The sequence below is a fragment of the Paenibacillus sp. CB74 genome (assembly GCF_055687625.1).
In genome coordinates this window covers 4,236,698-4,262,294 of sequence record NZ_CM146009.1, presented here as the reverse complement: position 1 = coordinate 4,262,294, position 25,597 = coordinate 4,236,698, and the positions used below count along the sequence as shown (strand labels likewise).

The following is a 25,597-nucleotide window of genomic DNA, read 5'->3' as shown; positions in this document are numbered from 1 at the left end:
TAATAGAATGCCATTCTAGAGTGAACAGTATTATCTGGGAACTTCATTGATATGCCTTCAGCAGTACGGATTTGTAAAAATAAAATGTACAAGGATTACGATAATAATAAAGTGAGGTTAACGGCATGAAATACCCGTCTTCTATTCACGGTAGACTTACCGAGATTGAGCATATTGTTTCTACTTGGCCTATTAATATAGAGATTGACCATGTTATTAAATGGATACTGCAATTTGATCCATCTGATTACCATATAGCATTAAGGATAATTAATAACCTGAATGTAATAGGTTATGATGATCTAAATAGTGCTTTACAAGTGGCGTATAGTCGACTACTTAGAATGGCTAAAGACAAAAATACAGTAATAAAAGGTGAGAACACAGTTTTTGCAGGAATAGGAGATGCAGGAAAAAGTGGTTCAATGATTAGTTATCATTTTAGATTAATTAATGATATATCTGAAGAAAACTTTTTAGATGATGATTCATTTCATCATATTGAAAAAGAACGGGTAGAAAATATTGTTTTACTTGATGATATTATTTCTACAGGCAGACAGGCAACTCAAGAAATTAATATTTTAACTGAGAAAGTTACACCATTTAAAGTAAGGAATATTTTTCTTCTTACTGTTTGTGGTATGAACGAAGGAATTACAAAAATAACGGATGAAACAAAAGCACTTACTTTTTCAGCATTCCAATATGGTAATGAAGATACTATTAATTCTTTGGATTCAAGATTCTATGAAGGAGTCCTTCACGATAATAGAAAAGAAATGCGTGAACGAATTGAATATTACGGTAAAATAAGTATTAATGGTGAAAATGGAATGGGTTTTGGTGGTGTAGGAGGACTAATTGTGTTTCCGTACAACACTCCAAATACAACACTACCAATCATTTGGAGTGATAAAAATGGCTGGATTCCACTCTTTAAAAGAGTGAAGCGTGTAAATGGAATATCTTCATTTTATAGAAAAATGGATGCAGCAATTGAAAAAAAGGTGGGCCAGGAACAGTCTCAATCAGACCAGAAGTCTGCTTCAAAAAACTTGAATTTGTATGTTGAAGGTAAGATAGATGAAGAGTTTTTCAGTATGTTAAATGAAAAATTTGGTTTATCGCGTAGATTAAATCTAGATGAAATTAACGTGATTGCCCTTGGCGGTGCCATTTTGTCTGAAAATCTTATAAAAATATTATCTGATTTGGGAGAGAAAAGTCTCTTTATATTTGAAAATGATGATGTGTTTTATCCTCGCGCTAAAAGCCCAGGAAGTATTATAAAAGAGAAGTTTCCTGATCTACCTATAGTATATCTTGAACCTTCCATAATGTATTTTATAAAAATTAACGAAATGCTAAAAGATCCGAAATATGGGCCTGGATTAGAAAGAATTATGGGTGAGGATATGGTAAACGATCAGTTGTACACAGATCCAAAATATTTATACGAAATTGAAAAACACTTGAGAATGAAGTATAGGAATAGAATGAAAGAGACATTTGAAAAGTTTTTAGATCATGAAAAAGTTGAATTATTTATCAATGAAGTTAATACTAAAATTCATGATCAATCATAAAGCTATACTTTAATTTAAAATTTAAATTTATAAAAATTATATAAAGGACTCTTAAAGCTTTAAGTTATGCTCTGGAGTCCCTTTATATTAAAAAGGTACGTGTAATCAGTGCGATTAACTAATAATGAATACAAAATATAGAGACCATCTACTTTTCGTTAATCCATAATAGGAGTGATACATATGAAGTTATCGGAAGTTAAAATTCTCAATTACCGTAATTTAAAAGAAGTTAATATCAGTTTGAATAGAATAACTATTTTAATTGGAGAAAACAATAGTGGTAAGAGTAATGTATTGAAAGCACTAACATTACCTTTTATGAATGATGAAGTTGGAAACCTTAATAAAAACCTAGGGTGGCATGATATAAATAACTCAGCTAAGGAGTCATATTTCAACTTTTTACGCTCTAACATGGAAAAGCTTAAAAAAAATGAAATAGAACTACAAGAGTTCATTAAGTTTATTCCTGTAGTATCAGTAGAGGTTACTTTTAGTCCTGACGGAGCAGACGAATATTATGTTCATAAATGGATTGCATCAGTGGATACGGATGATCCACAGTATAGTATCCAATATAAGTATGCTGTTCAGAATCCTCTGAAATTATTAGAATTAGTCACCAATATTCTAAAAATCAACTCTTCTATTGATAATATTAAAATGAATCTTTTGCCAATGGAGTTTTATAAATATACAATACAGGTTCCTTCAACACAGGAGTCAGTTTCATTTAGTGATTTACTCAATTTCAAATATAATTCCCTAGCTGCAGAGAGAGATGATTTTTCTACAAAGAACAACCAACTTGGATCTAAAGCTTTGGTCAATCTTTTACATAACAAACTTAATAATGAACAGAAAGTAGCCGTTGAAAAATCTTATGAACTTTTCTTTTCTGATTTAAAAAAAATTAGCAAACTAGAAGGAATATTCAATTGGCAAGAAGATTCTTCTCTGGATAACGCAAAAGATTTCTTCGAAGAAATAACTTTGCTCCCAAATATGCCGAGTATGAGTTCTTTGTTAAACAATGTACGACTCGGATTTGGTGAAGAATATTTGAATACCCAGGGGTTAGGATACCGAAATTTAATTTATTTACTTGTAATGATGAATTCTCTAAAAGTACATACAGACATCGCTTTAAATCTCTTAACAATAGAGGAGCCTGAAGCACATTTATGTGTAAGTAATGAACACCTTCTTGCAAGTTTCTTTAATTCAATTATAAATACCAGTAAGAGTCTGCAACTATTGATCTCAACACATAGTACCGAATTCATAAACAAACTAGATTTAGAAAATGTTGTTGTTCTATCGGGTGGAGTTGCTTTTTCCCTAAAGACCGCCTTAATTCCAGATGAATTGAATTACTTAGCAAAAAAGCCGAACTTAGATTTTTTGAAATTTCTATTTTCAAGAAATTGCATTTTAGTAGAGGGACCAACTGAAGAGATGCTTATTAAGTCATACCTGGCTTCAAGTTCGAATTCATTGCATGACGTTGAAGTTATTGCTTTGCATAAAGGGTTTACAAAGATGTTAGATATCTGGCTTAAAGTAAATCAAAACACTACCAATAGAATTGGTATTATTAGAGATTATGATGAGCAGCCAAATGCACAAAAAAATCATGAAAAGTATAATGTGTACTCGAACATCTTTGTAACGACAACAACCGAATATACTCTTGAACCAGAGTTTGTGAAGACCGGAGAAAATTTCAACAAACTGAATGAATATTTCTCTCAAAAGCATGGATGGAAAACATGCGAGAGTTCTGAAGAGTTAGCTGGATGTTGGAGAGATGCTAAGGCTTCAACTATGCTGAAGTTCTGTAGAGATTTTGGCAAAGAGGAGTTATCCAATATTGAATTGCCAAAACATATTGCAAACGTTCTAAAATTTCTTAAGAGCGGTGATAAAGAATGGAAATAATTGTTGCTGGAGCAGGAGCTGGAAAAACTACTTCTATGGCCAAGCGTATTCTAAGCAGGTTAGAACAAGTCCATGATGGTAAGATACTTTATGTTATAACTTACACTAATGCTGCAAGAAATAGGATTAGAGAATTGATTATTAAACGTATAGGAGTCATTCCGAAGCAACTACGGATTGAAACTATCCATGTTTTTTTACTTCATGAAGTTATTTTTCCATTCCATCACTTACTTTTTGAAGAGCAATTTAGAAGTGTTTCAAATGTTAAATTACCTTTAAATAGAGCATTTAAGGCCAACAAACTAAAAGAATTGAATAATAATAAATTGATCCATGTAGAAAAAGTAACAGAAACAGCAAAATGGATTTTGTGTAAGAAGACAAAGGACAACAAATCAATTAGAGAAAAGCGCGAAAGAGTATTGAAAATTATGTCAAAGTACTTAGATTACGTATTTATTGATGAGGCTCAAGATATTGATGAACATATGACTCAAATAATTGAGTTATTAGACAATAAAGGATTTAATGTATTTTTAATAGGAGATCCAAAGCAAGATTTACGTGGTCGTAATAATTTCAAAAGCATATTAAGTAGACGTAAGGAATCCGTTATCTATGAATTGAAAAATCAAAGATGCCCTTTATCACATGTTACTTTTTCAAATTTATATGTTCCTTCAGACCAAAAACAAAATCCCGAATCTGAGATAGAGGGTGAGATTAGCTATGTATTTGAAACAGAAATTGAATCAAGTGAAGAATTTGTAAAAAATAGTAACTGGGACATGGTATTCATATATCAAAAAAATAAACGATTTAACACTCACGAAGAGAGAAAAATTTCAAACCGAAATTTAACCTATGAACTAGAAATACTGATAAAAAGAATTGAAACTGAAGACACAAAAAAGAAAATAATTCAATATGAATTATTTAAAGAGATTTTATCTAAGATAAACGAAGTTAGTAATTTTAGAGTGTTCTCTGATATAGAAAAAAAATTAAATATAAAGTTAACTCCTAGAGATAAAGGGAGATTGCGAGAAGCTTTTGACTCGTCACGCGAAAAAATTCTTTCGCCAGGTATATTAGTAAACTCTATTGATGCTATAAAAGGATTGGAAGGAGAAAGGTGCCTATTCATTGTAACAACAGATATTGCAGAGTATTTATTCAGTAAAAAGAGAGCAGAAAACAAAATGCTGAATTATTTATATGTAGCTTTAACAAGATCTAAGAAGGAGCTTGTTTTATTCATTTCTCTTGAAGTCCAAGAGAAATACAATGAGCAAGAGATTGTTCAATTTTTTTCTGATTCTCAAGTTGATAGATATGAGTTGAATTAAAGAGAAATGGGATAGCTAATACCTTAATGATTATATTGGGAGATGGTAACTTGGTTAAGGAGTACATAATAGATAACATTTCTGAATATCTGGAACTAATCAGAGAAAAGAAATTTCATAACTATATTTTTCGTGGACAAAACCAAGCTTTCACTGGAATTCAAGCAAGCGGTTTTAGAACCTATAAGGGGGGATGGGGGACAAACCAATTTTATGATATTAAAGAAATGAAACGACAATTTTTCAATAAAGTAGTTAGAAAGATATCAAACGATGAGAAAAAATTTTTCTTAGCATTTTGTCAACACCATGGTTTACCAACAAATTTAGTGGATTTTACAACTTCACCTCTAATTGCTTTATTTTTTGCATGTTATGGTAAGGAAAAACCTAAGGAGAATATTCTAATTGATGATGCAGAGATATATCTAATAAAAAAAGAAAAATTACTCGATATCACGGATATGATCGCTGAATTTAATAATAAGGATTTTTTTGAATCATTATTAGAGAATGAAGAGATTCGAAAGAAAACACTTTTTAAACTAGAACAATTGTTTACGACTCAAAGCGATATTGCTCTTATCTATCTTAATAGATTAATTGATTGCTATGAAAATAATAACATTAATATACATGGTGAAAGTTTAACGGAATTAGATGAAGAGGCAAGAGAAATTGTAGAGGAAGGAGATTATTATCTTAATAAACTTAGTGATTTCAAGAATAAAAATGAAATTTCAGAATTATATGACTACTTACTCAATGAAATTGATGATGAAAGCATCACATATGGTGAAACTTATCGTCTTGAGAGTTTTATTTATTATTCGACTGAAGAAGTGATTGCAAGAGTTTACCTTGCTCTATTAATTAATTTGCTTCAAATTCAATTTGATTGTGGAGATCAGCAGCTTAATCTAGACTTCGATATGTATTTTACTTATCAACCGCCTGACCTCTTCGATAGAATTGTTAATCAAAAAGGGCTTTTTATTTATCAACCCTATTTATCGAAAACGGATGAACAATATCAATTTTCAGTTTTAAGTTATCAATCCATAAATCCAGATTATACTTTAAGGATTCGAAATCATCATGAGATACTAAATGAACTTAACTTTTTAGGAATAAATTTGGAGAGTATATACGGAGATTTTGACAACATAGCTAAATCAGTCAAATTCAATCATGATTATACTTTTAAACAATAATTCTAGGGTGCTTTATGTGAAAAGCTTTACTATATTACTTAAAAGCAATTGTTAATAAAAGCCTGAATTCATATGAAGATACATTTTATAAAGGAGGGATTGAGTGTTAGAATTTGTAATAACAAATCAAATGGAAAAAGAAATTAAACAATGGGACTCGTGTATACCATTAGATGTATCAGGAGCTAAGTTCTCTTATACATTCATTCCTACGGGGATTGGTCTGGTTATTGAAGTAGAGTGCGACGTATGTAAAAGAAAAATTTCATTTAATGATTTTTAAAACACAAAAGAACCAGTGAACTTTAATGTGAAACTGGTTCTTTTTTTTTATACTTGATAGTTTGCAATATATTTCATATCTATTATGGCATGTATCTCTTTTTTGTCTTTAGCAGGAAGGAGATGGTACTTATTGAATATCATTTTTTCTTCAGCATCAACAGAAACGGATGCGAAGAGGGAATTAATGTGTTTACTCAGCGCGCGAGAGATCTCCGCAGGTTGAATTTCACAATTAGCTTCTTTGGATACCTGTTGAGCTTCCTCGGTGATCAGTTTAAATACTTTTAATACTAGGTTGTTCTTGTATACCTCTGGAACTGTTTCCATATCTGGATGGGTTATGTTGTTTGAATTTATCATCCAATCCACGTTGATGCCAAACTTATCTTTTATAGAAAGTAAAGTTTCTAATGAAGGGTTAAACCTATTATTCTCAATTTCACTTAAAGCACTTTGAGAAATATTAATTAGGATTGCAAACTGGGACTGCGTCAGGTTAAGGCTCTTCCTCAGTTGCTTTATTCTATCTCCGATTTCCAATACAAAACTCACCTCCATGGGCCAGACTACAAATTCTTCTTAATTATCCTTTCTTTATAAGATCTATTATAACGCTCAATTGATATGAATGATACGATATGAAATTTGAATATTCAATTGAATGTTCAAAAAATAGTTTTTATGGACAAAATAGGTAATTTAATTATATTATTATTTTGGTGCAAAAAATCAGTAAAACTAATATTTATATAATTAAAACGATAAAAGTGTGAGGTGAAGTAATGGATTGGACAAACGAGGAATGGAGCAAGCTTGATCAGCTATATTACCCGAAACGTAAAGTTGATAATACCTTAAGTAGATATGTACCGTTTAATATTGGTTCCATCCGGAGCCAGAAGATGAATAAAACAGTGGAGTATGAATCGCTTACCGAATGCTTGTTTTACTATTTCTTGGAACTAGATCCGAAAACGATTAAATACTATGTTCAACCTGTCGAGGTCCCTATTTTAGTGACGGATCATGGGGAATTAAAAGTATATCATCACGTTCCTGATGTCTTAGTATACCGCCAAGGTCATGATCCAACGCTATATCAAATCAAGGCTAAAGAGCTTACTGTGCATGACCAAAATTATGCTCGATTCGATAGACATAATAAAGCTTGTAAAGCATATGCCAGAGATCGTGAATGGAATTATGTTGTTATATATCCCAGATCAACAGATAAGATTGTAACGGAAAATATAAAAAACATCATTCGCTATACTAAAAAGAGAAAACACTACGCAGAACTCATTCCTCAAATACTTTATAAACTTCGATTTATGGAGAATTGTACAATGGATCGATTGGCAAACAGTTTTGAGAGTATCTGCGAACGAAGGTATATCATTCCTCATATCTATTATTTAATTGCAGCCAATCAAATTTGGGTAGATCTTTTTAAGCCAATAAACATTAAAAGTGAACTTAAAGTTGGTAGCACGTACCAACAACTAGAGGAATCAATGACCACAGAGGAAAGGGACAAGTTGTGAAACGATCAGCGCTAAAGTTAAATGAGGAGTTTGAGTTGTATGGGAAAAAACATATTGTTTTAGATATCCAATATCCCAATGTCATTGTTCAGCCACTTACAGGCGAATTAAAAGCCCAGGAGCTGAATTACTATGGTTTGGTTACAGATAAAGGCTTTATGCAGATTCATAAAAATACTGAAATGCCCTCTGATAGCAAAAAGTTTCAATCTAGAATGCAGTTTCAAGGGTTTATAGATTCATTATCCAATGAACAAAGTGAGAAAATAAGACGGAAGAATGAAATGATTAAACCCTTATTATTACTGGAGAAAGTAAAAAGAAATGATCCAAGAGCGGTCATTCAATTTCAAGAAAGGTATTTCAATAAATACTTTAAAGATGAAGAAATGAGTTTAGACGGAGTTACCCAGAAAGAATTAATTAGTCGTATAGCAGCACAATTTCAAGTATCCACCCGTACCTTGCAAAGAGATTTGAGCAAATTTAAAAAAGAAGAACAAATTAATCAATTAGGCATGTCAGGTCTAGTATCTGAAAAAGTAAGGTACCCACATCTAAGAAAAGACATGAAAGTTCTTCAGATTTGTCATCCAAAGAAGAAGGAAATGGTGTTATGCACGATACAATCCTATTTGGATGAGCGTTATTTAGCTATTTTAAAACTAGTCATAGAACAAGATTATCTTACGAAAAAGAAAGCAAGTATTCGAGAAATTACAGACACTGTAGAAATAAGGTGTGCACGAGCCAAACTTCCCGTACTAAGTTACGATACGGTCTATAGCATCATACATCGATTAGATAAAGAAATTGTATTACGGATGCGTGACGGAACTGCAGCTGCTCAACTCTATGACCCCATTGTAGGAAACTTCTCCAATACGGAAGCCAAATCATCACTTCATATCATTGAGATAGACCATACAGAGTTAGATATTATCCTTCTGGATGAGAGTACACTCGAGGTCTTAGGCAGACCATGGATCACTTTAGGGATAGACGTGTACAGTCGTTGTGTTTGGTGTATGCACATTTCATTTGATAGTCCATCGGGGGATAAGGTCAGGAAGGCCATTGAGCACGGAGTTTTAAGAAAACAGGTCAAAGAAACATACGGAACTGTACATGAGTGGGAAGTTTATGGGATACCAGATATCATATATTTTGATAATGGTAAAGAATTTGATAATAACCAAATCAAGCAACTCATTAATGAAACGCTTGAATCTCAAGTGATGTATCGTCCAGTGGCTAATCCACGCTGGGGTGGAACGATAGAAAGATTGTTTGGCACGTTGAACACAAAACTTATCCATCGTCTGGCGGGAACAACCAAAAGTAATACCAAAGCAAGAGGGGAATATGATTCGACAAAAGAAGCAATTTACACCTTGTCAGATATTACTGAACTTATGACGCGATATATAACGGATATTTATCATCATGATGTACACGCTTCCCTTCCTTATGACTATTGTACCCCATATAAACAGTATCAGAGGGGGTTAGATATCGGGGGGCAGAATGACTTTATAAATAAAGAAGATGAGGAAACTTTTCATATTGAATTGTTACCTTATAAAGAAGTTCAGTTTTCGAGGCAGGGAATACGTTTTGGAAATGTGTACTACAATGATGTTGAATTAAAGCGATTAATACGTAATGACGGTACAAAATACAAAATGAAATATGATATTGATGATATATCGCATGTTTATATCTTGGATGTTCTTACTAAAGAGTACATCAAAGTACTTGCAGTTAATCCTACTTACGAAACACTAATAGGAATGAAAAAAAGAACATACAAGTTACTCACAAGTATGGCACGGAAGAAGAAGAAATTACGAGGTAATATACCAAGCGATTCGGACCTGACAGCAGCTAAAGATGAATTACTGATGAAAATAGAAGAAATGAAGAAAACGAACAAAGGCAAAATTAGAGTTCTTAAATTAGGTATGGAACAAGAGAAGAAGAAAATCAAACCTCGAAAAAATTTCACACTGAGTGAAGATGATGAACTTTTAGGATTGGTAAAAGAACTGGATACTAGATTAGAAAAGGGGGAGCTAGTCATTGAAAACGAATGAATTTTTAGCATTTCAGGATCGCATCATCAATTTATATATTGAACATCCAGAAGTAAAAAGAATATGGAGTGTACTTGATTCAAAAAGAATGTTTAGGCGGCGCGGGATGGAAAACAGCAATGCACCCATGCACGTGTTTCTCATGGGTAAATCGAGAGTCGGAAAGACGCAGTCAGTGAAGCGATACACTAAACGACAAGAAAAAAGTCACTACTTTGATGAAGAAGGTTCCAAAGTTGAAATCATACCTGTTGTATATACGGAAATGCCCGATAAATTTACACCCAAAGAGCTCTATAACAATATTATTAAAGGGTTGGGTGCCGTGAAATTGTATGGCAAAAATATAGATGTAGGTGAAGTGAAAGACAGAGCCTTTCATCTATTACATAAACATCGAACAGAGATGCTTATTTTAGATGAGTTGGATTATTTACTACCGTATCCTTTAACGACTAGAACTCAAGGTATGGAGCTAGTGAAGGGAGTGTCCAACCAAGCGGGAGTTTGTTTGGTCTGTGTAGGTACGCCTGATATCGAAGGGCTGCGCACCTTAAATGAACAACATATTGGAAGGTATGCACCACGGAATATACCGAGATTTGAGACATGCGATGAACAGTTTATAGATTTACTCCGAGAGATTGAAAAACAACTTGGGCTAGATCAAAACATGGGACTATCGGATATGAATATGAAGTATCCTCAAATACTACATAAACTATCTTTGGGCTTTATAGGTTGGCTTGTTCCCATACTACAGAATGCATTCGAACTAATTGGTGTCTTTGAACCTGATTTTGATGATTTTGAAATCTTAAAGCGTTTGAATGGTTCTGTATTAATTGAGGCTCGGAGGAATGTTGTAGGGGATATCACAGAGGATGATATTCGAAAAATTTTAAAAGATAGACGGAAATAAAAAGTTTGTTAACAGAAAGATCGCCTTAGGGGCGGTTTTTTTGTTTATCCTTTTTCAAGAATATAGATTTCCATAGCAATTTTATGTAAGGCTTTTTTGCCGGCAGGGCTTAATTCTTGTTGTAAACGGATAAGAGAAGTACTTGCTTCATCATCTGGATTCATAAGATTGCCAAATAAAATATAATCAGTACTTACTTCTAGAGTCAGAGCCATTTTAATAAGGAGGTCAATACTAGGTAGACCTTTACCACTCTCAATTCGTTTAATATTCTCATCCGAAGTTTGAAGAGCTTGAGCAAAAGATACACGGTTATGAAATCGTGTCTTTCGAAGTTCTTGTATTCGGTTTCCTGTATCTTTGAAATTCATGTGATGATCACCCCTTGCCCAATAATAGCCAAATTAAAATGAAACAAGAAGGGTATACAAAATACCTATTATATAGGTATAATCAATAACGGATCTTCTCATTCCTTACGGTAAAGGAGTAGCCATATATGAGTAATAACAATAAGGCGAATATCCTTGTTTTGATAGATGAGCATAACTGCCGAAGGGTGTATAGAATTGAAAAGTACATCTTCTATCAAAATTTTTATTTCATTCTGATAACGGATGAGGAGCAGTTTGAATTGCTGCGTGCAGAGCATAACCTAAGAGGAGATGAGTGGATCAGTGCGGTCCATGAAGAGATCATAGCCATATCTGCCGTGGATCAACTAACCTTACCAATCGTAAACTCACGTAAGAGATATAGAACCGTAGGTCTTATGTATACGGAGGATTTAGAAGCTAATGTTGCTAGATCGTATCAGTTCAAGGTAGCAGGCGATGACGAAAATATTGATGTAATCCCCTATCTCCGACATATCATTGATTCAAATTTATAGGAGAACCTGGATAAACAACAAGGAGTATGATGACAACTATGAATTCCAGTTTAGCTAGACCTATCGTGATAGAGAATGTTCTTTTAAATAAAATACGTGGGAAAATAACATATCAAAGTTCTCTTTCTGCACATGATTCTTTTTTGTTAACTTACGTGAAGTCATATGATGATCCATCAGGGAAGGGATATCAACGTCCAGTAGATATTAGAAGATGTAATGACTTTGCTTTTTATTTATCTAAGGGAGACGAGGCTTTATTCACCTCTTTATTATTAAATGCATCCTCAAATTGGGAGTTTACACCATATGATAAGCAACGCCCAACGTTTGGTCGTCTCATCTGTAAAGCTAAAGCGTCACTAATGGATGGGCAACATCGATTAGGAGGAATAAAACGCTATATACAGGAAACAAATTCTGATATGTCTGTTCCATTTGTTGCGTTTCATTATTTAGATGATGACGAAGAAATCCAATTGTTTAATATTATAAATACCAAAGCTAAAGGAATTGCTCCCTCTCTAAGTAAGTATCTGACTAGAGCATCGGATGATATTAGTTGGATTGCAACGGAATTACTCGTAAGAGGAGATAGTCCATTCCATCATATTGGCAGTATCGTTGGTAAACGAAATAAGGGAAGACATATTACGCTTCAGAATTTGTATCGGACCTTGAAGTATATGACAAAGAAACCTCAATGTTCAGCTTTGACCAAAGAGGTCAAATTACATTTGTCTTTGCTATATTTTAATTCAATCAAAGAGAAGTTTTATCAGCAGTGGATTGACTATAAGGGACAGCGATTAACACATATAGTTTGTTTGGATGCTTTATCTATGGCGGGCTCGGATCTCATTGAAAGTTGTATCAATGAAGACGGAAGTATCGATTATAAGATGATACCCAAAAGGATTGAAAAATTGAAGGGTATAGATTGGTCAACAGATGGTCCTCTAAGGTATATCAAAGGTATTTCGGGGTCTAAAGCCCTTGCAGAAGATCTTACAGATCGGATGTTGGTTTAAGTCTCTACACGATTGAAATCTACACGTAATGAACGGAGAAAGACATGGTTAGACTGGAACTTACATTAACTGTGAAGGTCATACCTTATGAGGGTGAGGCACTTAGTAGCTTCATTATACGTGTTGCACACGGTAATGGAGCAAGAGTAGAATGGTTCATGAAGCACTATCGGAGAAGCGCCTCAACCATCATTCACTTATCTGATATTTCAAAATTAGATTATGTCCCAGAAAACATACTCAATTTAAATCTTCTCGAGAAACATCTTTCTCTAGCCAAGGGTGTATTGCGTCAGATGAGTTTTATCAATATACTGACACAGTTTTCAGATGGTAGTAAGCCTGAAGATAGTCGTGTGATGAGAGGGTTAATCCGCAAAACATTAGCTTATTGTCCCCAGTGTCTAGAGGAAAGAGCGACATATCCATTGTTGTGGAGATTTCAAGAAATGGATTATTGTCAGAAACATCGAACAGCTTTATTACAGTCTTGCATGAAATGCAAAAAGCAGCTAATGTATTCTTCAATATATCTCCTGGGTTTCTGCCCATATTGCAAAAGCAGATTGGCGAGTCAGGTGGCAGAAGGAAAAATTATCCAAGAGCCGTGCATAAACGAAAGTTTTGGCAAAGTTAAAATCATGAAGGAACTCATCCGTTTCAATTCGGCAATCATGTGTAGCAAAGACTTAGCCCGAAAAATAATCTATGTGGCTTCGCTTAACCCCAAGGTTACTGAGTTGTTAGAACGGGACATAATCGGAATATCCTATAAAAATTTACTTCAGCATGCTCGAGGTACAATGTCCACCAAAAGATCTATTCATCTTAACGTTATTCTTAACTTTTTGTATCATACTGAAATTTCAATAAACGAGCTTTCTAATTTAGAAGTGCCAGTGGACTACAAAGAACGAATTAGTCATCGAAACGTTGAACCGGATATCAACCTTTATTCATGTAGTGCTTTATGGTGTAGTTCATATGCCCAAACAGGGTCATTACGTTCCACAAAGAGTGGATTTAAATACAATCAAAATCGAGCATTAGATTTCTATGTATATTGTCATGAATGTGGCTGTGAATACGCTATAAATGGAGGCAAACTTAGAGAACGTTCTGATTTTGTCCGTGGATATTCGACACTGGTGGACCAACCTATACAAGATTTAACTTGGAAAGAAATTGCTACTTACACGGGTTTTTCATTAGCTAAAAATAAAAGAGTAAGAGCTTATTTTACAGTTAGAGGTATAGGAAGTGATCGTAGTTATATCTATGAACAAGAACGTATAGATGCTTTTCTCAAGGGAATCCAAGATGGGATTAAAATTGCAAAAATAAAAGAGTGGGGCTGTTGGGAAACCGAAGAACATTATTTTTGTTATAGATATCATATACATGTCATGCGCGCTATATTAGAGAAAGTGAATGCAAGGCCTCCCAGAAAAAATAAAATTGAAACCGTACGTTTATTAATGTCAGTGTGCGAAGAACTATTGGATAAAAATCAGAAAATAACTAATCCTGTTCTACTAAAAGCTGTTGGAGTATCGATGCAAACCTTAGCCAAATGGGGATTGAAAGAATATATTGATGCCATGAAACAACATCAGAAAAAGCTACTCTATGAGCATAAAATAAGAGCACTTAAAGCAGAGATAGATACTTTTTTTGAAGATAAATGGCACGTCCACATGAAGATGAATGAAGTGTATCAACTTCTTGGATATAGTCAGAGCCAGTTATGTAGCTATGCGCCAGAAATCAATACCTATATCAGACAAAAACGCTTCTATAATTGAGAGAACCCCTATAAATGAACTGACGTAAAGGTCGATTCATTTATAGGGGTTCTTTGTGCATCTTGAGCGATGTGTTTATTATTAGAAATATTATATTTTCAAAAGAGGTGTTTTATGGAAGAAGAGACATTAACAATTAAGACAATACCATATGAGGGAGAAGCATTCTCATCCTTTTTATTACGCACAGCTGTCCGAAATAAAATAAGATATGAGCAATTGTTAAAGATTGCACAAATCAAAAACTCAGGAAGCCCTCATATTGATTTAAATCCTCAAGTTGTGACTGATCTACGAAAATTATCATTTCTGCTTCAAATAGACAGAAAATATTTCAAAGGTGCTTCGCTCGAAAATATAATTGAAACATTCTTAGATGAAGAAGATCAGAGTTCTAATTATTATCGGAGTTTTATTTTAAATGTTTTCAATCATACCTATCGTTGCTTTTGCCCGATGTGTTTAAAGGAGAAAAATTGCTATCATTTACTTTGGCAAATTAAAGAGTTAAAAGTATGTGATAAGCATGGTATTCCGTTGACTTCTCAATGTCCGTCTTGCCAACAAAATCAGCCTTATATAAATCCATCTTTAGTTGAAGTGCAATGCTATTCTTGCGGCGAAAAACTATTTAAGCAGAAATCATCTGACTTTGTTCTCGATACAAACTACTACAATGATCAAAAAAAGAAGTATGAAATCTGGCGTACTCTCTTAACATTAGAAACCAAACTAAATCCAAGTGGCGTTGAGGATAAAAGCAAATATCTCACTCTGCTTTTACTTTATTATTATAATCAAAGAGAAGACGATTTCTATATGTTTAGGCTTAAAACACTGAGTAATGACGCTAAAAGCAGATTTTTATCTTATATACAAAAGGGAGAGGGCTATAAAGCAACTCTTCCTCAAATACTGAAAGTAATTGATGAGAGTGGAGTGACTCTCTCGGAATTTATTAGTACCGAGCTGCCAGAGAAGTTCATAGATTCGGTCCAAAAATACCAAGCTCAATCAAAAAAAACACCTTTATGTCAGTCACCTTGGTGTAGTTCATATCAAACAAGTACTACAATGATCCGTTCTAACAAACCGCCTGTAACATGGAATGGTGTGCGATATCTTCATGTGCATTTGTGTTCTGTTTGTTTTGTGAAATATGGTTTCATTAAAGAAGAAAACAAATGGACAGAGTGCAGTGAATCCTTTTTACGTGCAGGGGATCAGATTCTGCCGTTGTTGATTAAAGGGGAATATGCGAAAGATATTGCTTCTCTTCTAAATACCACACAATACACAGTTCTCAAGTACAGCATGTATTTTTCTTCCCAAGGTATTTTACCTCAGAGGAATAAGGAGCCTAAAATGATTATAGAAAAACCAATAGACTATTTCATGGCCCTAAATAGAGATAATAATAAGTCAGATATTGCTAGAGCACGAAAAATGTTTGGTTGGGGCCAAAAAGATTTTTTTCGGAATTTCTTTAATCCCGAAGTTCAATTGTATATGTTCACAATGAAAAATGAGAAAAGGTCGCGAGTGAATTATAAGAAGGGGAAATTCAAGAATAAAGAAATAGCTATTAATCATAATCAGGTGAGAAAAGGAATATCGGATGTTGCTGTGATAAGACAAAGAGCAGAGGCTTATATTAACAATCAAATTGCCAAAGATGAGATTATAGCAGACATCTATCTTTACAAGTATTTAGAGACTACTAAAAAAACTGTTAAAAAGTTGTTTCCTGAGCTATTGGAATGGATTGAGGAACAGAAACAGTTACAGAAAGCGCGAATGAATGACAAAGTAGAGGAGGAGCGAATAGAGCGCATTAAAGAAGCCGTAATTCTTATAACAAATCATGGGGATTATCCAACCTATGAAAATGTTGTTGAAATAAGCGGAGTTCCCAAGAAATACATTAGAACTCATAAAAAGGTAAGCAACGTATTTAATGAGTTAAAGAAAAGATATAGGAGAAAATAATTTCTTCAAGATATTGCGGCAATTTATTAACGAGCTGCTTATTTGTTCTTTTATTAAGCTAAAGAAGACTAGTGATGAAAAACGACATTATACTATAAAGTTACCGACAAAAAGACTATAAAATATTCATCATATTAATGATTTTTACCGCCACAATAAAATAAAATTAACAATTATAGAGTGTTTCTACGAAGAGGATGTCCATAAGTCATGAATATGACGGGGGACATCCTCTTTGCTGTGTTTTTTTGTGGTAATGAATCTGTGTTGGGTTCGTTAGCAATTGGAGCGAGGGTGAATTCCTTTTGAGACAGCTCCTCCGTTGTAAAGAGTACATAGTCAACCTAAATGAGCTTATTGAAAACTTCTATAATAAACTCTATCTGGAAATTACAGGTGATAATTCATATACTTATAGGAGTATGGAGTCTGCACAAGTGATCAGATTTCTCACATCCGTATCTGACGGAGGAAGCTTATAGTTTTTGAAAAAAAATAATACGGAGGTAGAAGTTATGAGCGATATAAAACTGCCAATGATAAGACCTTCTGTACATGGTTACCTATGTAATGCCTATCCACTCTCAATTGTAATGCAGCATAAACAATCGGAGGCTTGGTTTTACAGTAATTATATTCAATTGATTTGTGCTGGAAACTTTCCAGAAGGGAAATTCTTTTCGTTTTATACATCTAACTTGCCTTGGTATGATTTCTTTATGAGTTGTCCTCTCATTAACTATCAAAAGATCAACCAACGTTTTTTGGAAAAATATATGGGGGGCATCATCAGCTTTATTTGTGATTCTATTGATCAAAATCAATATATTCATTTGTATGTGGATGAAAGTTATATTGCCCATAAAAAGGCGTATAAAAAATATGCTTTGCCGCATGAAATGTTAATTTTCGGTTATAACAAAGAGACTTTAAAATTTTATGTATCAGGCTATAATTCAGATGTTATATTCGGAGAATATGAGGTAGGCTTTGAAGAGCTTCTAGTCGCTTTTAACAATTGTGATAAAACAAAAAATAGAGAATATGTATGTTTATTATCGTATAACCCAGAGCATAATTATCATTTTGATCTAAAATTGATTATTAGATCTTTGAAGGAGCTAAGGTTTAGTCTCAATTCATCTTATCATTATCGTTCTATGAGCACTCCTTCTAATTGGATCTTTGGATTATCCATCTATGATCATATTGTTCAATATTTAAGTGATCAAGTTAGTACATCAAGGGAAAAGATTGATATACGAATCTTTCATACCATGTGGGAGCATAAGCGTGTGATGTTGGATAGATTAGATTATTTGAAAGAACATCATTATTTGGACGATGCTGACGAGCTTATAAAAATATATTCTGAAATCGAATCGGATTCAAAAATTTTAAGAAATTTGGCTATAATATATAACAAAAATGAGAACGCCACCAGTATAACTTCTATCATTGAAAAACTGAAAAAAATCAAGACTATAGAAGAGGATGCGTTAAGCGACTTAATTTCAAAGTTGGAAAGTGTGGAGATCGATGAAAAGCTCCTGAGTCATTATTATCTATAATGTATACAGAGGTGCAGTATGAGGTATAGGGATCTGTGATGCGTGTAAAGTATAGCCATAAACCTTTAAAAAAGTTGTCTGATTTAATGTTTAATGTAGACAATACACAGCTAGCGATTTATTAGCTACAACTAAAGGGGGAGTCAGAGAAAGCGGACTTAGCTCCCCTTCGTATCAACTAATGAGCCTCCAATTTCCTTCCGAATGTCCTGTTCTCTACACGCTTGAATACCCCATACATAACCATGTTTAATAAACCGAGTACAGCCCGCTTCCAATCCTAAGACTACACTTCCCTAGACAATGGCTAGGACAACGCTCAGCATGCTGAATAGGCTTATGAGCTGTATCTCACTGTTACTCTAGTGTTATTGGCTTGATAATGTTAAATAGTGTAAGCTTGAGAGCAGATATAAGGGTTCTAATGATGCGTAATGCGATATGTCAAACGGGCAACAAAAGTGGTATCTATATGAATGAGAAGGGATCTGGATGATTCAATGACTCAAAAAATCTATTATGACTCTGCTTATACAAGAGAGTGGCATACAACAATTACTGGCAAAGTAGACAAGGAAGATGGAGTATATGTCACGCTGGCGGAGACTGCTTTTTACCCGCATGGGGGTGGACAACCTTGTGATGTGGGACAAATTGGCGGCATTGCTGTACTGGATGTAAACATCGAAGACGGAGAGGTATGGCATAAGCTGGAACGTGCTCCTGAACAGAGCGAGGTACAGTGCGAGCTGGATTGGGCGCGAAGATTCGATCATATGCAGCAGCATACGGGGCAGCATTTGTTATCGGCAATGACGTTGAAAGTGGCTGAAGCGATGACGCTCAGTTTCCATCTCGGTACGGAGTATGACACGATTGATGTGGCTGCTGAGTTGGGAGCGGATCAATTGACCATCATTGAACAAGAGGTGAATCGTCAGATCTATCGTAATGCTCGCATCAACACGTCCTGGGTTACGGCAGAAGAGGCTGCACAATTGCCGCTGGTGAAGCAACCTACGGTAACGGAAGACATTCGTATCGTCGAGATCGAAGGTGTGGAGTATAACGCCTGCGGTGGAACCCATGTGTCGGCGACAGGTGAGATCGGCATCATCAAACTGTTAAAGACCGAAAAAGTGAAGGGCGGTACCCGTATTTATTTCAAATGTGGAACAAGGGCGCTGAATGAATTCACATCCACACAACATGTGCTCAATAGCATTATGGTTAAATTAAAGACCAGCAAGGACGAATTATTGGAGCGCATTGAGAAAATGGAACTGGAGCAAAAACAGCTGCAAACTGAGCTGAATGCAGTGAAAACAACCAATGATGCCTACTATGCGGAGCAACTTCTGGCTGCTCGCGAAGGGCTGGTGATTGCTCAGGTCTTTGAAGACAAATCGCTCAAGGATATGCAGAGCCTGGCTACCAAATTGACGACAGACCATGAAGGCCTCGTACTCTTTGCCAGTATCTCCGAGGCGAAAGTTGTTCTGGCACAGAACGGACAGCCGCCTGAATGGGCTTGCGGACCTTTCTTCAAAGGCAATCTTGGTGCCTACCAGGGCAAAGGTGGCGGCAGTGAGAAAATGGCTCAGGCCGGCTTTGCCAGCAGTGAAGACGCGCTTGCCTTTTACGAATTCACCAAGGACCAGTTGGGACATCACTGATCTGTATTTTGCAGATACGAAACAGGCAGTATTGAAATATGAGTGGGACAAGCACGTCACATTGTGGCGTGTTTTCCATGGATATCGAAGGGACATGGGTTACTGGTTACATGAGTTGAACGATTGGCAATCGTTGAAGGAGGTTGGAAGATGACAGAACGAATTCCGTGTATACGGGAGGCATGTGCAAACACCATTTTGCCAACAACGGCTGCCAGAACAGGTGGGTTTTGCATGCCTTGCAAGCAGGAGATGGAGCGCGAGGAGCGCCAGAGATACATTGAAGCGAATCGACGTGACGTGAACGTGTATGCAGGTATCACAGACCCGGTCGAAGTATTGAAAATCATGCATGAACCTCAGGTTCGCGACCCATTAATTCGTTATGTGCCCTATGAAAAATCCAAGGAAGAGGTATATCTGTCCTTGTCTGCAGAGCAACAGGATCAGATGAAGGATTACGCGATGCAACGGATTCGTACAGGTGATGAAGATAACGGCAAAGACATTCTGATATATCTCGTTTGTTACCATGATATATCGTTGACCAACGAAATTCCTGAGCTGCTGGAGCAGGAGATCTATTATCCTGCGATTTTGTATAAGAGTGCTCCGGTAGCAGTGCGAGATCGACTCTTGCAGCAGGTGAATACCGATGATGAGAATCGGAACCACATATTGCTCATGCTGGCCCATATCGGGGATGATGTTGTCGTGCAGCAGTTCCGGCAATGGAGACAATCTCCGCCATCCTGGGCGAGCGAATTGTACGTGGCACCTGAGAATTACACCACTGAAGCAGGATGGGAGCTTACGAATGACGGGCAGCGCAGAGAATTATTCACCACCCCAAGTTATTCACTCTATAAAGCAACAGTAAATGAAGCAACTAAAATGGCAATATCCGAAGATTCGCTATTGATGCTGACCCCGAGCGCTCAAGGTTGTCCATGGTGTGGTAGTGCATTAACGTCCTTAATTAATCTGGATGTTAAGCATCCGGCACTGCGGGATGTGTCTTGGCATGCTGAGCGACTTCAGATCCAGACTTGTGTGATATGCAGCAGTTATGGCGTGGTTTACATGGAACTGGACGCAGCCGGGGAACCGTTATGGAGTTCACATAATGTCATGCCTATGGGAATGGATGAGATTGACCTGGAAGACTATGGTGAACTTGCACCGGATGTCGGCCGGCAGTTTAGGATTGCGAATGCATCGCGTCATGCCTTCCATGCCAGTGAGTGGGGGATGGAGCCGTCGCTATCTCAGATCGGGGGCCATCCGGGTTGGGTTCAGGATGCGGAGTATCCACCATGTCCATGCTGTTCCGCGAGAATGAAGGCTGTCGCACAACTGGATTGGGGCGAGGTTGAGGAATATGGTGAGGGCATGTATTACATGTTCATATGTGAGCCGTGTCAGATGACCGCCGTATCGTACCAGCAATCTTGAGGTGGAAGCTATGATTATAAGCCATTAACACATCTATAGTACTACAGGACCGATTCGGTTGTAAGAGAGTGGACAGTTGCAATCATACTATGACTATATAAGGCATCCCGTAAGTTCTTGAACTTCATGGATGCCTTTTTGCTTGCTCTGCCCAGGATACAAGGGGGCTATCTGCTCCAATTAGCCTTTTTTATGTTAGTTATTTAGTCAGCAGTGAGAGAATGGGCGGTTTTTCTGCGTGCTTGGGCAGCTTTGTCGTACGCACACAATGTAACGAACCCAGCACGTCTTATTAGGCGATTTTGCAGCACTGTAGAATTCTAACGAATCGTAGCCACGTTATTGCTTCTTATGCCAGGTGTTTTCGAAGCAAATCAGAGGTTTTGTCTGTAATAAGACTGCTGAGATTCGTTAGAATTTCATATGGCTGTATAACTGCGATATAAGGTGTGTCCGATTCGTTAGCGCTTGGCCCGAACCCGAACCCGAACCCGAACCCGAACCTAAACTCACCTCATACACACCGCCCGCGCAATTACTACTCATACACACTAGCCCCACACTAGCCGCCAGCATAATAACACCTAAGTTACTCCTACTGCGAGCGTATGCTCCTGTTCAATACATCCGTCTACAATTCCGCAGATGCCTGCTTTAACAAACCAGACAACCACTCATAATCCGGCGTATCTTTTTCCTTGAGCTTGATCGTTTTGCGTTCTTCCGGGCCTTCAAATATGCCATCGGGTAGATCAAGTCCGGTTGCATGAAAGATCGTGAAGGATACGGCTTGTTTGGATGGAGAGATGACCGCAGCGTAACTTCCGTTTTTCAAAAAATGAGGTTTCTTGTATTGCACGCGTTCCTGCACGTCTGGGATGGTATCATGCACCATTTGTCGCAATTGTTCAGCGACCTGTACTTGCCAGGGGATCTGAATCTGTTCAATAAACGCAGTAACTTCTACATTCTTGGTCATGCATGTTCACCCTCCGTATGGATCTGATTGTGTGTTTCCCATTCTGCTCTCAGGATTCCCATCATTAAGCGGTCGTAACGTTTGCCATCACGATATACTGCTGAACGTGCCCGACCTTCCAATTGAAAACCAACCTTCTCATAGGAGCGAATCGCTTTGGCATTGTAGGCGATGACATCGAGACCAACCCGGTCCAGATTCATCTCGTGGAATGCATATCGTAAAATAAGATTCAACGCTTCCGTGCCATATCCCTTGTTGCGATGTTCCGCAAGTCCGATGCCAATGGCAAGCTGTCCGCAGCGGTTGTTCCATTCAATGCTATGAATGACGACAAAACCAATCAGCGTATCCTCTTCATGCGTGCGAAGTCTGAAGTACACTTCCTTGTTCTTAGTCTCGCCCTCATCTTCCAACTGTTTCTCTGAATAGGGAATGGCAAGATCAGTATCCACATTCCGTAGATATTCCGGGTCTTCGTTCCATTGCAGCATGGTCTGCACATCTTCAGCACGTGGGGGTGTCATTTTCAATCGTGTGCTATAAAACAGGTTATCCGTTGTTAGTGTCATAGGGTTCTCCTTTTACATCTGATAGCCTCATCATACTGGAAATTACAGATGGATCACAATAGAACATTTTATTGCATATAAGTGGCCTCTTGTCATGAAACCTAACACGGTAGTAAGATGAATTAATCGAAATGCATTCAGTGATAGAACCAATAAAAATGTCAGCAGGAGTGATATGTTTTGGAGATCAAAGTGGATGATTTGAGTGGAGTACAAGTGAAGGCATTAATCGCGGAGCACTTGCAAGGGATGGCAGCGGATTCGCCTCCAGAGAGTATTCATGCGTTGAATCTGGATGGACTCAAGAAGCCTGAAATTACATTCTGGTGTGCATGGGAAGGCGACGACTTGCTCGGTTGCGGGGCTATCAAGGAACTTAATTCGGAACATGCCGAATTGAAGTCGATGCGTACGGCTTCGGCCCACTTGAGAAAAGGCGTAGCGAGAAAAATTTTGGCTCACATTATGGAGGTTGCCACAGAACGTGGCTATAAACGAATTAGTCTGGAGACGGGTTCAATGGATTCATTTATCCCGGCAAGGAAGCTGTATGAAGATTTCGGATTCGAATATTGCGAACCATTCGCGGACTATATATTGGACCCGAACAGCGCATTTATGACGAAAACAATCTAAATGGATTCGCATGAGAAATCAGCATTCTGTTTGTACAGGATGCTGGTTTTTATTTATTTTGCAACATATCGTACATTTTTAAAGTTGGAAAAAGAGTAGAATACACGCAATGATGTAACATAGACCATGCTATGAAAAGGGTGGAGGGAGCTGTGGATGATATATTGGTGGCTAGATTAGATGAATCCGCTGTTTGCCGTCTTGGTGTTATGTCCTATAATTGCTGTGGTGCTTACCTAGATTGTATACAGATTGCTTTGTGCCATTGTGGGGTATAAAACATAGGTTATGTCCAAATATGCTTGGGATGAATTGGCCATAAGGAACTTCTGGGCTGATTGCTGGACAATAGGGTATACTGGACATTATGTCTATGGAACAAGACAGTATTACAGACGTTTTTTACATCAGGAGGATTTGAATTGGCTCAGACAGAAGGAACACTACAGAAGAAGCTTAAACCAAGACACATCAGTTTTATGGCTATGGGCGGTGTGATTGGTACAGGGATTTTCAAAGGCAGCGCAGAGACGATCGGACTCGCAGGTCCGGGCGTTATTGTCACGTACATTTTTGCCGGATTATTGCTGCTAGTGGTTATGGCCGCGATGGCGGAGATGGCTACGGTGTATAAAAACAAGAATATGAAAGACTTCGTGCAGGAAGCATTCGGTAGCAGAGTTTCCTTTGTTATGGGATGGATGTATTGCTTCCTATGGTTATCGGTATGTGTTATTGAGGTGATTGCCGCCGGGAGCTTTTTGCAGTATTGGTTTACAGAAGTACCGCTGTGGATGCTGAGTCTGGCGTGTGCGGCGTTCATTATACTTGTTAATCTGCTCAGTGTGGGTGTGTTCGGGGAATTTGAGTTCTGGCTGGCCGGGATCAAAATTGCCATGATTATCATTTTTATCTTCCTGGGTGCAGGGTTGATCTTTGGCATTATTCCAAGTGATAACACCCCTTATCTGCAAAATTATACACAAGCAGGCGGGTTCTTCCCCAACGATTGGTCATCGATCTTCTCGGCACTGCTTGTGGTCATGTTCTCTTATGGGGGATCGGAGCTGATTGGTCTGACTCTGACGGAGACGGAAAATGCAGAAAAAGTGATGCCAAAAATCGTGGGCAATTTCATGCTTCGAATTATTCTGTTCTTCACCTTGCCGATTCTCATCATCTGTGGTCTCATCCCATGGAATGAGATTGGGCCGGAGAGCAGTCCGTTTGTACAGGTGCTCGCCTCAACGGGACTACCAGGAGCAGCACACATTATGAACTTTATTTTGGTGACGGCAGTTCTGTCCGCTGCGAATTCAGGGATCTACGGTGCATCCCGGATGATGCATTCCATGGCAGTGGGTGGTGAAGCTCCGAAGGCATTATCACAGACAAATCGTAACGGAAGCCCGGTTAATACCTTGCTGGTGTGCGCGGTTGTCTTGCTCGGAGGTTCCATGCTTGGTCTGTTCGCGCAGGATCAACTGTTCCGCGTATTGCTCGCAGTTCCGGGCTTTGTGGTCATCCTTGTGTGGATCTGTATTGCCTCATCACAGTTAAAACTGCGGAAGAGATATCCGGTTGAACCGACCTTCAAAGTTTGGGGTTTCCCTTACGTCACCGGAGTGGTGGTACTATGTCTCAGTGTGATTGCGGTGATGTTTGTGTTCGATGAAGGTAACCGGTTCAGCATTAGCATCTGTCTTGCCGTGCTTGCGTTGCTAATCATCTGGTCCCTGATTCGATTCAGGAGGACGAATGGACGAACAGTTTAGTATGAATGGGTAGTCATCATTAATGAGAAAACTTTATAAGTAAAATAGGGACTGCTTTTAGCAGTCCCTATTTTATACACTTTGAGCGAATATATTGTTCTATAACCAGAACCGATTGCTAGAATGGACATTAACACTTTCCTATTACTCATTAGACATATATCTAATCTTTGGGTAGCTTTTCCCAAGGGGGGGAGTACTTTGCGGCGATTTCACCAAAGCGTACTAGATTATGCTTCGCCCTTTTTGTTTAAGTACCATAATATGTCA

The 25,597-nt window shown here is 37.2% G+C and carries 21 protein-coding genes; 17 read left to right on the top strand and 4 right to left on the bottom strand.

Annotation, left to right across the window (positions count from 1 at the left end; genetic code table 11):
• Nucleotides 1–125 precede the first annotated feature (125 nt).
• From ACX9NY_RS18930 to ACX9NY_RS18910, 5 genes are all read left to right on the top strand, one after another.
• Complete coding sequence (locus tag ACX9NY_RS18930) at nucleotides 126–1,589, top strand: phosphoribosyltransferase-like protein (RefSeq protein ID WP_472474398.1); 1,464 nt, start codon at nucleotides 126–128, stop codon at nucleotides 1,587–1,589.
• A gap of 183 nt (nucleotides 1,590–1,772) precedes the next feature.
• Nucleotides 1,773–3,533, top strand: coding sequence for an ATP-dependent nuclease (locus ACX9NY_RS18925; protein ID WP_472474396.1), 1,761 nt, complete (start codon nucleotides 1,773–1,775; stop codon nucleotides 3,531–3,533).
• A complete protein-coding gene (locus ACX9NY_RS18920) occupies nucleotides 3,524–4,885 on the top strand; it encodes a UvrD-helicase domain-containing protein (RefSeq protein ID WP_472474394.1) in 1,362 nt (453 codons plus the stop codon). Before ACX9NY_RS18925 ends, ACX9NY_RS18920 begins: the two co-directional genes overlap by 10 nt.
• A 50-nt stretch (nucleotides 4,886–4,935) precedes the next feature.
• Nucleotides 4,936–6,099: an FRG domain-containing protein gene (locus ACX9NY_RS18915; RefSeq protein WP_472474392.1), complete on the top strand. Its 1,164-nt coding sequence runs from the start codon at nucleotides 4,936–4,938 to the stop codon at nucleotides 6,097–6,099.
• Between the two features lie 103 nt (nucleotides 6,100–6,202).
• Complete coding sequence (locus ACX9NY_RS18910; RefSeq protein WP_472474390.1) at nucleotides 6,203–6,382, top strand: hypothetical protein; 180 nt, start codon at nucleotides 6,203–6,205, stop codon at nucleotides 6,380–6,382.
• A 47-nt stretch (nucleotides 6,383–6,429) separates the two neighbouring features.
• Here the strand turns inward: ACX9NY_RS18910 and ACX9NY_RS18905 are convergent, their stop codons facing one another.
• Nucleotides 6,430–6,924, bottom strand: a complete 495-nt coding sequence (locus tag ACX9NY_RS18905) for a helix-turn-helix domain-containing protein (protein ID WP_472474388.1) — start codon at nucleotides 6,922–6,924, stop codon at nucleotides 6,430–6,432.
• Between the two features lie 242 nt (nucleotides 6,925–7,166).
• On the opposite strand from ACX9NY_RS18905, the gene ACX9NY_RS18900 reads away from it, so the two are divergent.
• The 3 genes from ACX9NY_RS18900 to ACX9NY_RS18890 are packed head-to-tail and all read left to right on the top strand — an operon-like array spanning nucleotide 7,167 to nucleotide 10,946.
• Nucleotides 7,167–7,928: a TnsA endonuclease N-terminal domain-containing protein gene (locus tag ACX9NY_RS18900; RefSeq protein WP_472474386.1), complete on the top strand. Its 762-nt coding sequence runs from the start codon at nucleotides 7,167–7,169 to the stop codon at nucleotides 7,926–7,928.
• Nucleotides 7,925–10,024, top strand: coding sequence for a transposase (locus ACX9NY_RS18895; RefSeq protein WP_472474384.1), 2,100 nt, complete (start codon nucleotides 7,925–7,927; stop codon nucleotides 10,022–10,024). The genes ACX9NY_RS18900 and ACX9NY_RS18895 overlap by 4 nt, the downstream gene beginning before the upstream one ends.
• Nucleotides 10,011–10,946: a TniB family NTP-binding protein gene (locus tag ACX9NY_RS18890; protein ID WP_472474382.1), complete on the top strand. Its 936-nt coding sequence runs from the start codon at nucleotides 10,011–10,013 to the stop codon at nucleotides 10,944–10,946. Before ACX9NY_RS18895 ends, ACX9NY_RS18890 begins: the two co-directional genes overlap by 14 nt.
• A gap of 44 nt (nucleotides 10,947–10,990) precedes the next feature.
• Here the strand turns inward: ACX9NY_RS18890 and ACX9NY_RS18885 are convergent, their stop codons facing one another.
• The gene (locus tag ACX9NY_RS18885) at nucleotides 10,991–11,317 is read right to left on the bottom strand and encodes a helix-turn-helix transcriptional regulator (RefSeq protein WP_472474380.1); all 327 of its coding nucleotides are present in this window, start codon (nucleotides 11,315–11,317) and stop codon (nucleotides 10,991–10,993) included.
• 128 nt (nucleotides 11,318–11,445) lie between these two features.
• On the opposite strand from ACX9NY_RS18885, the gene ACX9NY_RS18880 reads away from it, so the two are divergent.
• From ACX9NY_RS18880 to ACX9NY_RS18850, 7 genes are all read left to right on the top strand, one after another.
• A complete protein-coding gene (locus ACX9NY_RS18880) occupies nucleotides 11,446–11,838 on the top strand; it encodes a hypothetical protein (protein WP_472474378.1) in 393 nt (130 codons plus the stop codon).
• Between the two features lie 38 nt (nucleotides 11,839–11,876).
• A complete protein-coding gene (locus tag ACX9NY_RS18875; protein WP_472474376.1) occupies nucleotides 11,877–12,869 on the top strand; it encodes a DGQHR domain-containing protein in 993 nt (330 codons plus the stop codon).
• 44 nt (nucleotides 12,870–12,913) lie between these two features.
• Nucleotides 12,914–14,674, top strand: a complete 1,761-nt coding sequence (locus ACX9NY_RS18870; protein WP_472474374.1) for a TniQ family protein — start codon at nucleotides 12,914–12,916, stop codon at nucleotides 14,672–14,674.
• Nucleotides 14,675–14,788: 114 nt separating this feature from the next.
• Nucleotides 14,789–16,663 (top strand): TniQ family protein, encoded by a 1,875-nt coding sequence (locus tag ACX9NY_RS18865; RefSeq protein WP_472474372.1) that lies wholly within the window; start codon nucleotides 14,789–14,791, stop codon nucleotides 16,661–16,663.
• Nucleotides 16,664–17,178: 515 nt separating this feature from the next.
• Complete coding sequence (locus tag ACX9NY_RS18860) at nucleotides 17,179–18,234, top strand: hypothetical protein (protein WP_339259001.1); 1,056 nt, start codon at nucleotides 17,179–17,181, stop codon at nucleotides 18,232–18,234.
• A 500-nt stretch (nucleotides 18,235–18,734) separates the two neighbouring features.
• Nucleotides 18,735–19,910 (top strand): alanyl-tRNA editing protein, encoded by a 1,176-nt coding sequence (locus ACX9NY_RS18855; RefSeq protein ID WP_339239805.1) that lies wholly within the window; start codon nucleotides 18,735–18,737, stop codon nucleotides 19,908–19,910.
• A gap of 150 nt (nucleotides 19,911–20,060) precedes the next feature.
• Complete coding sequence (locus ACX9NY_RS18850; protein WP_472474369.1) at nucleotides 20,061–21,365, top strand: DUF1963 domain-containing protein; 1,305 nt, start codon at nucleotides 20,061–20,063, stop codon at nucleotides 21,363–21,365.
• A 631-nt stretch (nucleotides 21,366–21,996) separates the two neighbouring features.
• On the opposite strand, the gene ACX9NY_RS18845 is transcribed toward ACX9NY_RS18850, so the two are convergent.
• Together ACX9NY_RS18845 and ACX9NY_RS18840 are read right to left on the bottom strand one after the other, a co-directional pair.
• Nucleotides 21,997–22,344 (bottom strand): DUF1801 domain-containing protein, encoded by a 348-nt coding sequence (locus ACX9NY_RS18845; protein ID WP_472474367.1) that lies wholly within the window; start codon nucleotides 22,342–22,344, stop codon nucleotides 21,997–21,999.
• On the bottom strand, nucleotides 22,341–22,916 hold the full coding sequence (locus ACX9NY_RS18840; protein ID WP_472474365.1) for a GNAT family N-acetyltransferase: 576 nt from the start codon (nucleotides 22,914–22,916) through the stop codon (nucleotides 22,341–22,343). Before ACX9NY_RS18840 ends, ACX9NY_RS18845 begins: the two co-directional genes overlap by 4 nt.
• Nucleotides 22,917–23,096: 180 nt before the next feature.
• Here ACX9NY_RS18840 and ACX9NY_RS18835 point away from each other — a divergent pair, with 180 nt between their 5' ends.
• Both ACX9NY_RS18835 and ACX9NY_RS18830 read left to right on the top strand, forming a co-directional pair.
• The gene (locus ACX9NY_RS18835; RefSeq protein WP_472474363.1) at nucleotides 23,097–23,552 is read left to right on the top strand and encodes a GNAT family N-acetyltransferase; all 456 of its coding nucleotides are present in this window, start codon (nucleotides 23,097–23,099) and stop codon (nucleotides 23,550–23,552) included.
• Between the two features lie 422 nt (nucleotides 23,553–23,974).
• Nucleotides 23,975–25,327 carry an amino acid permease gene (locus ACX9NY_RS18830; RefSeq protein WP_472474361.1) on the top strand — a complete coding sequence of 451 codons (1,353 nt, stop codon included), beginning with the start codon at nucleotides 23,975–23,977 and terminating at the stop codon, nucleotides 25,325–25,327.
• The last annotated feature ends 270 nt before the right edge of the window (nucleotides 25,328–25,597 follow it).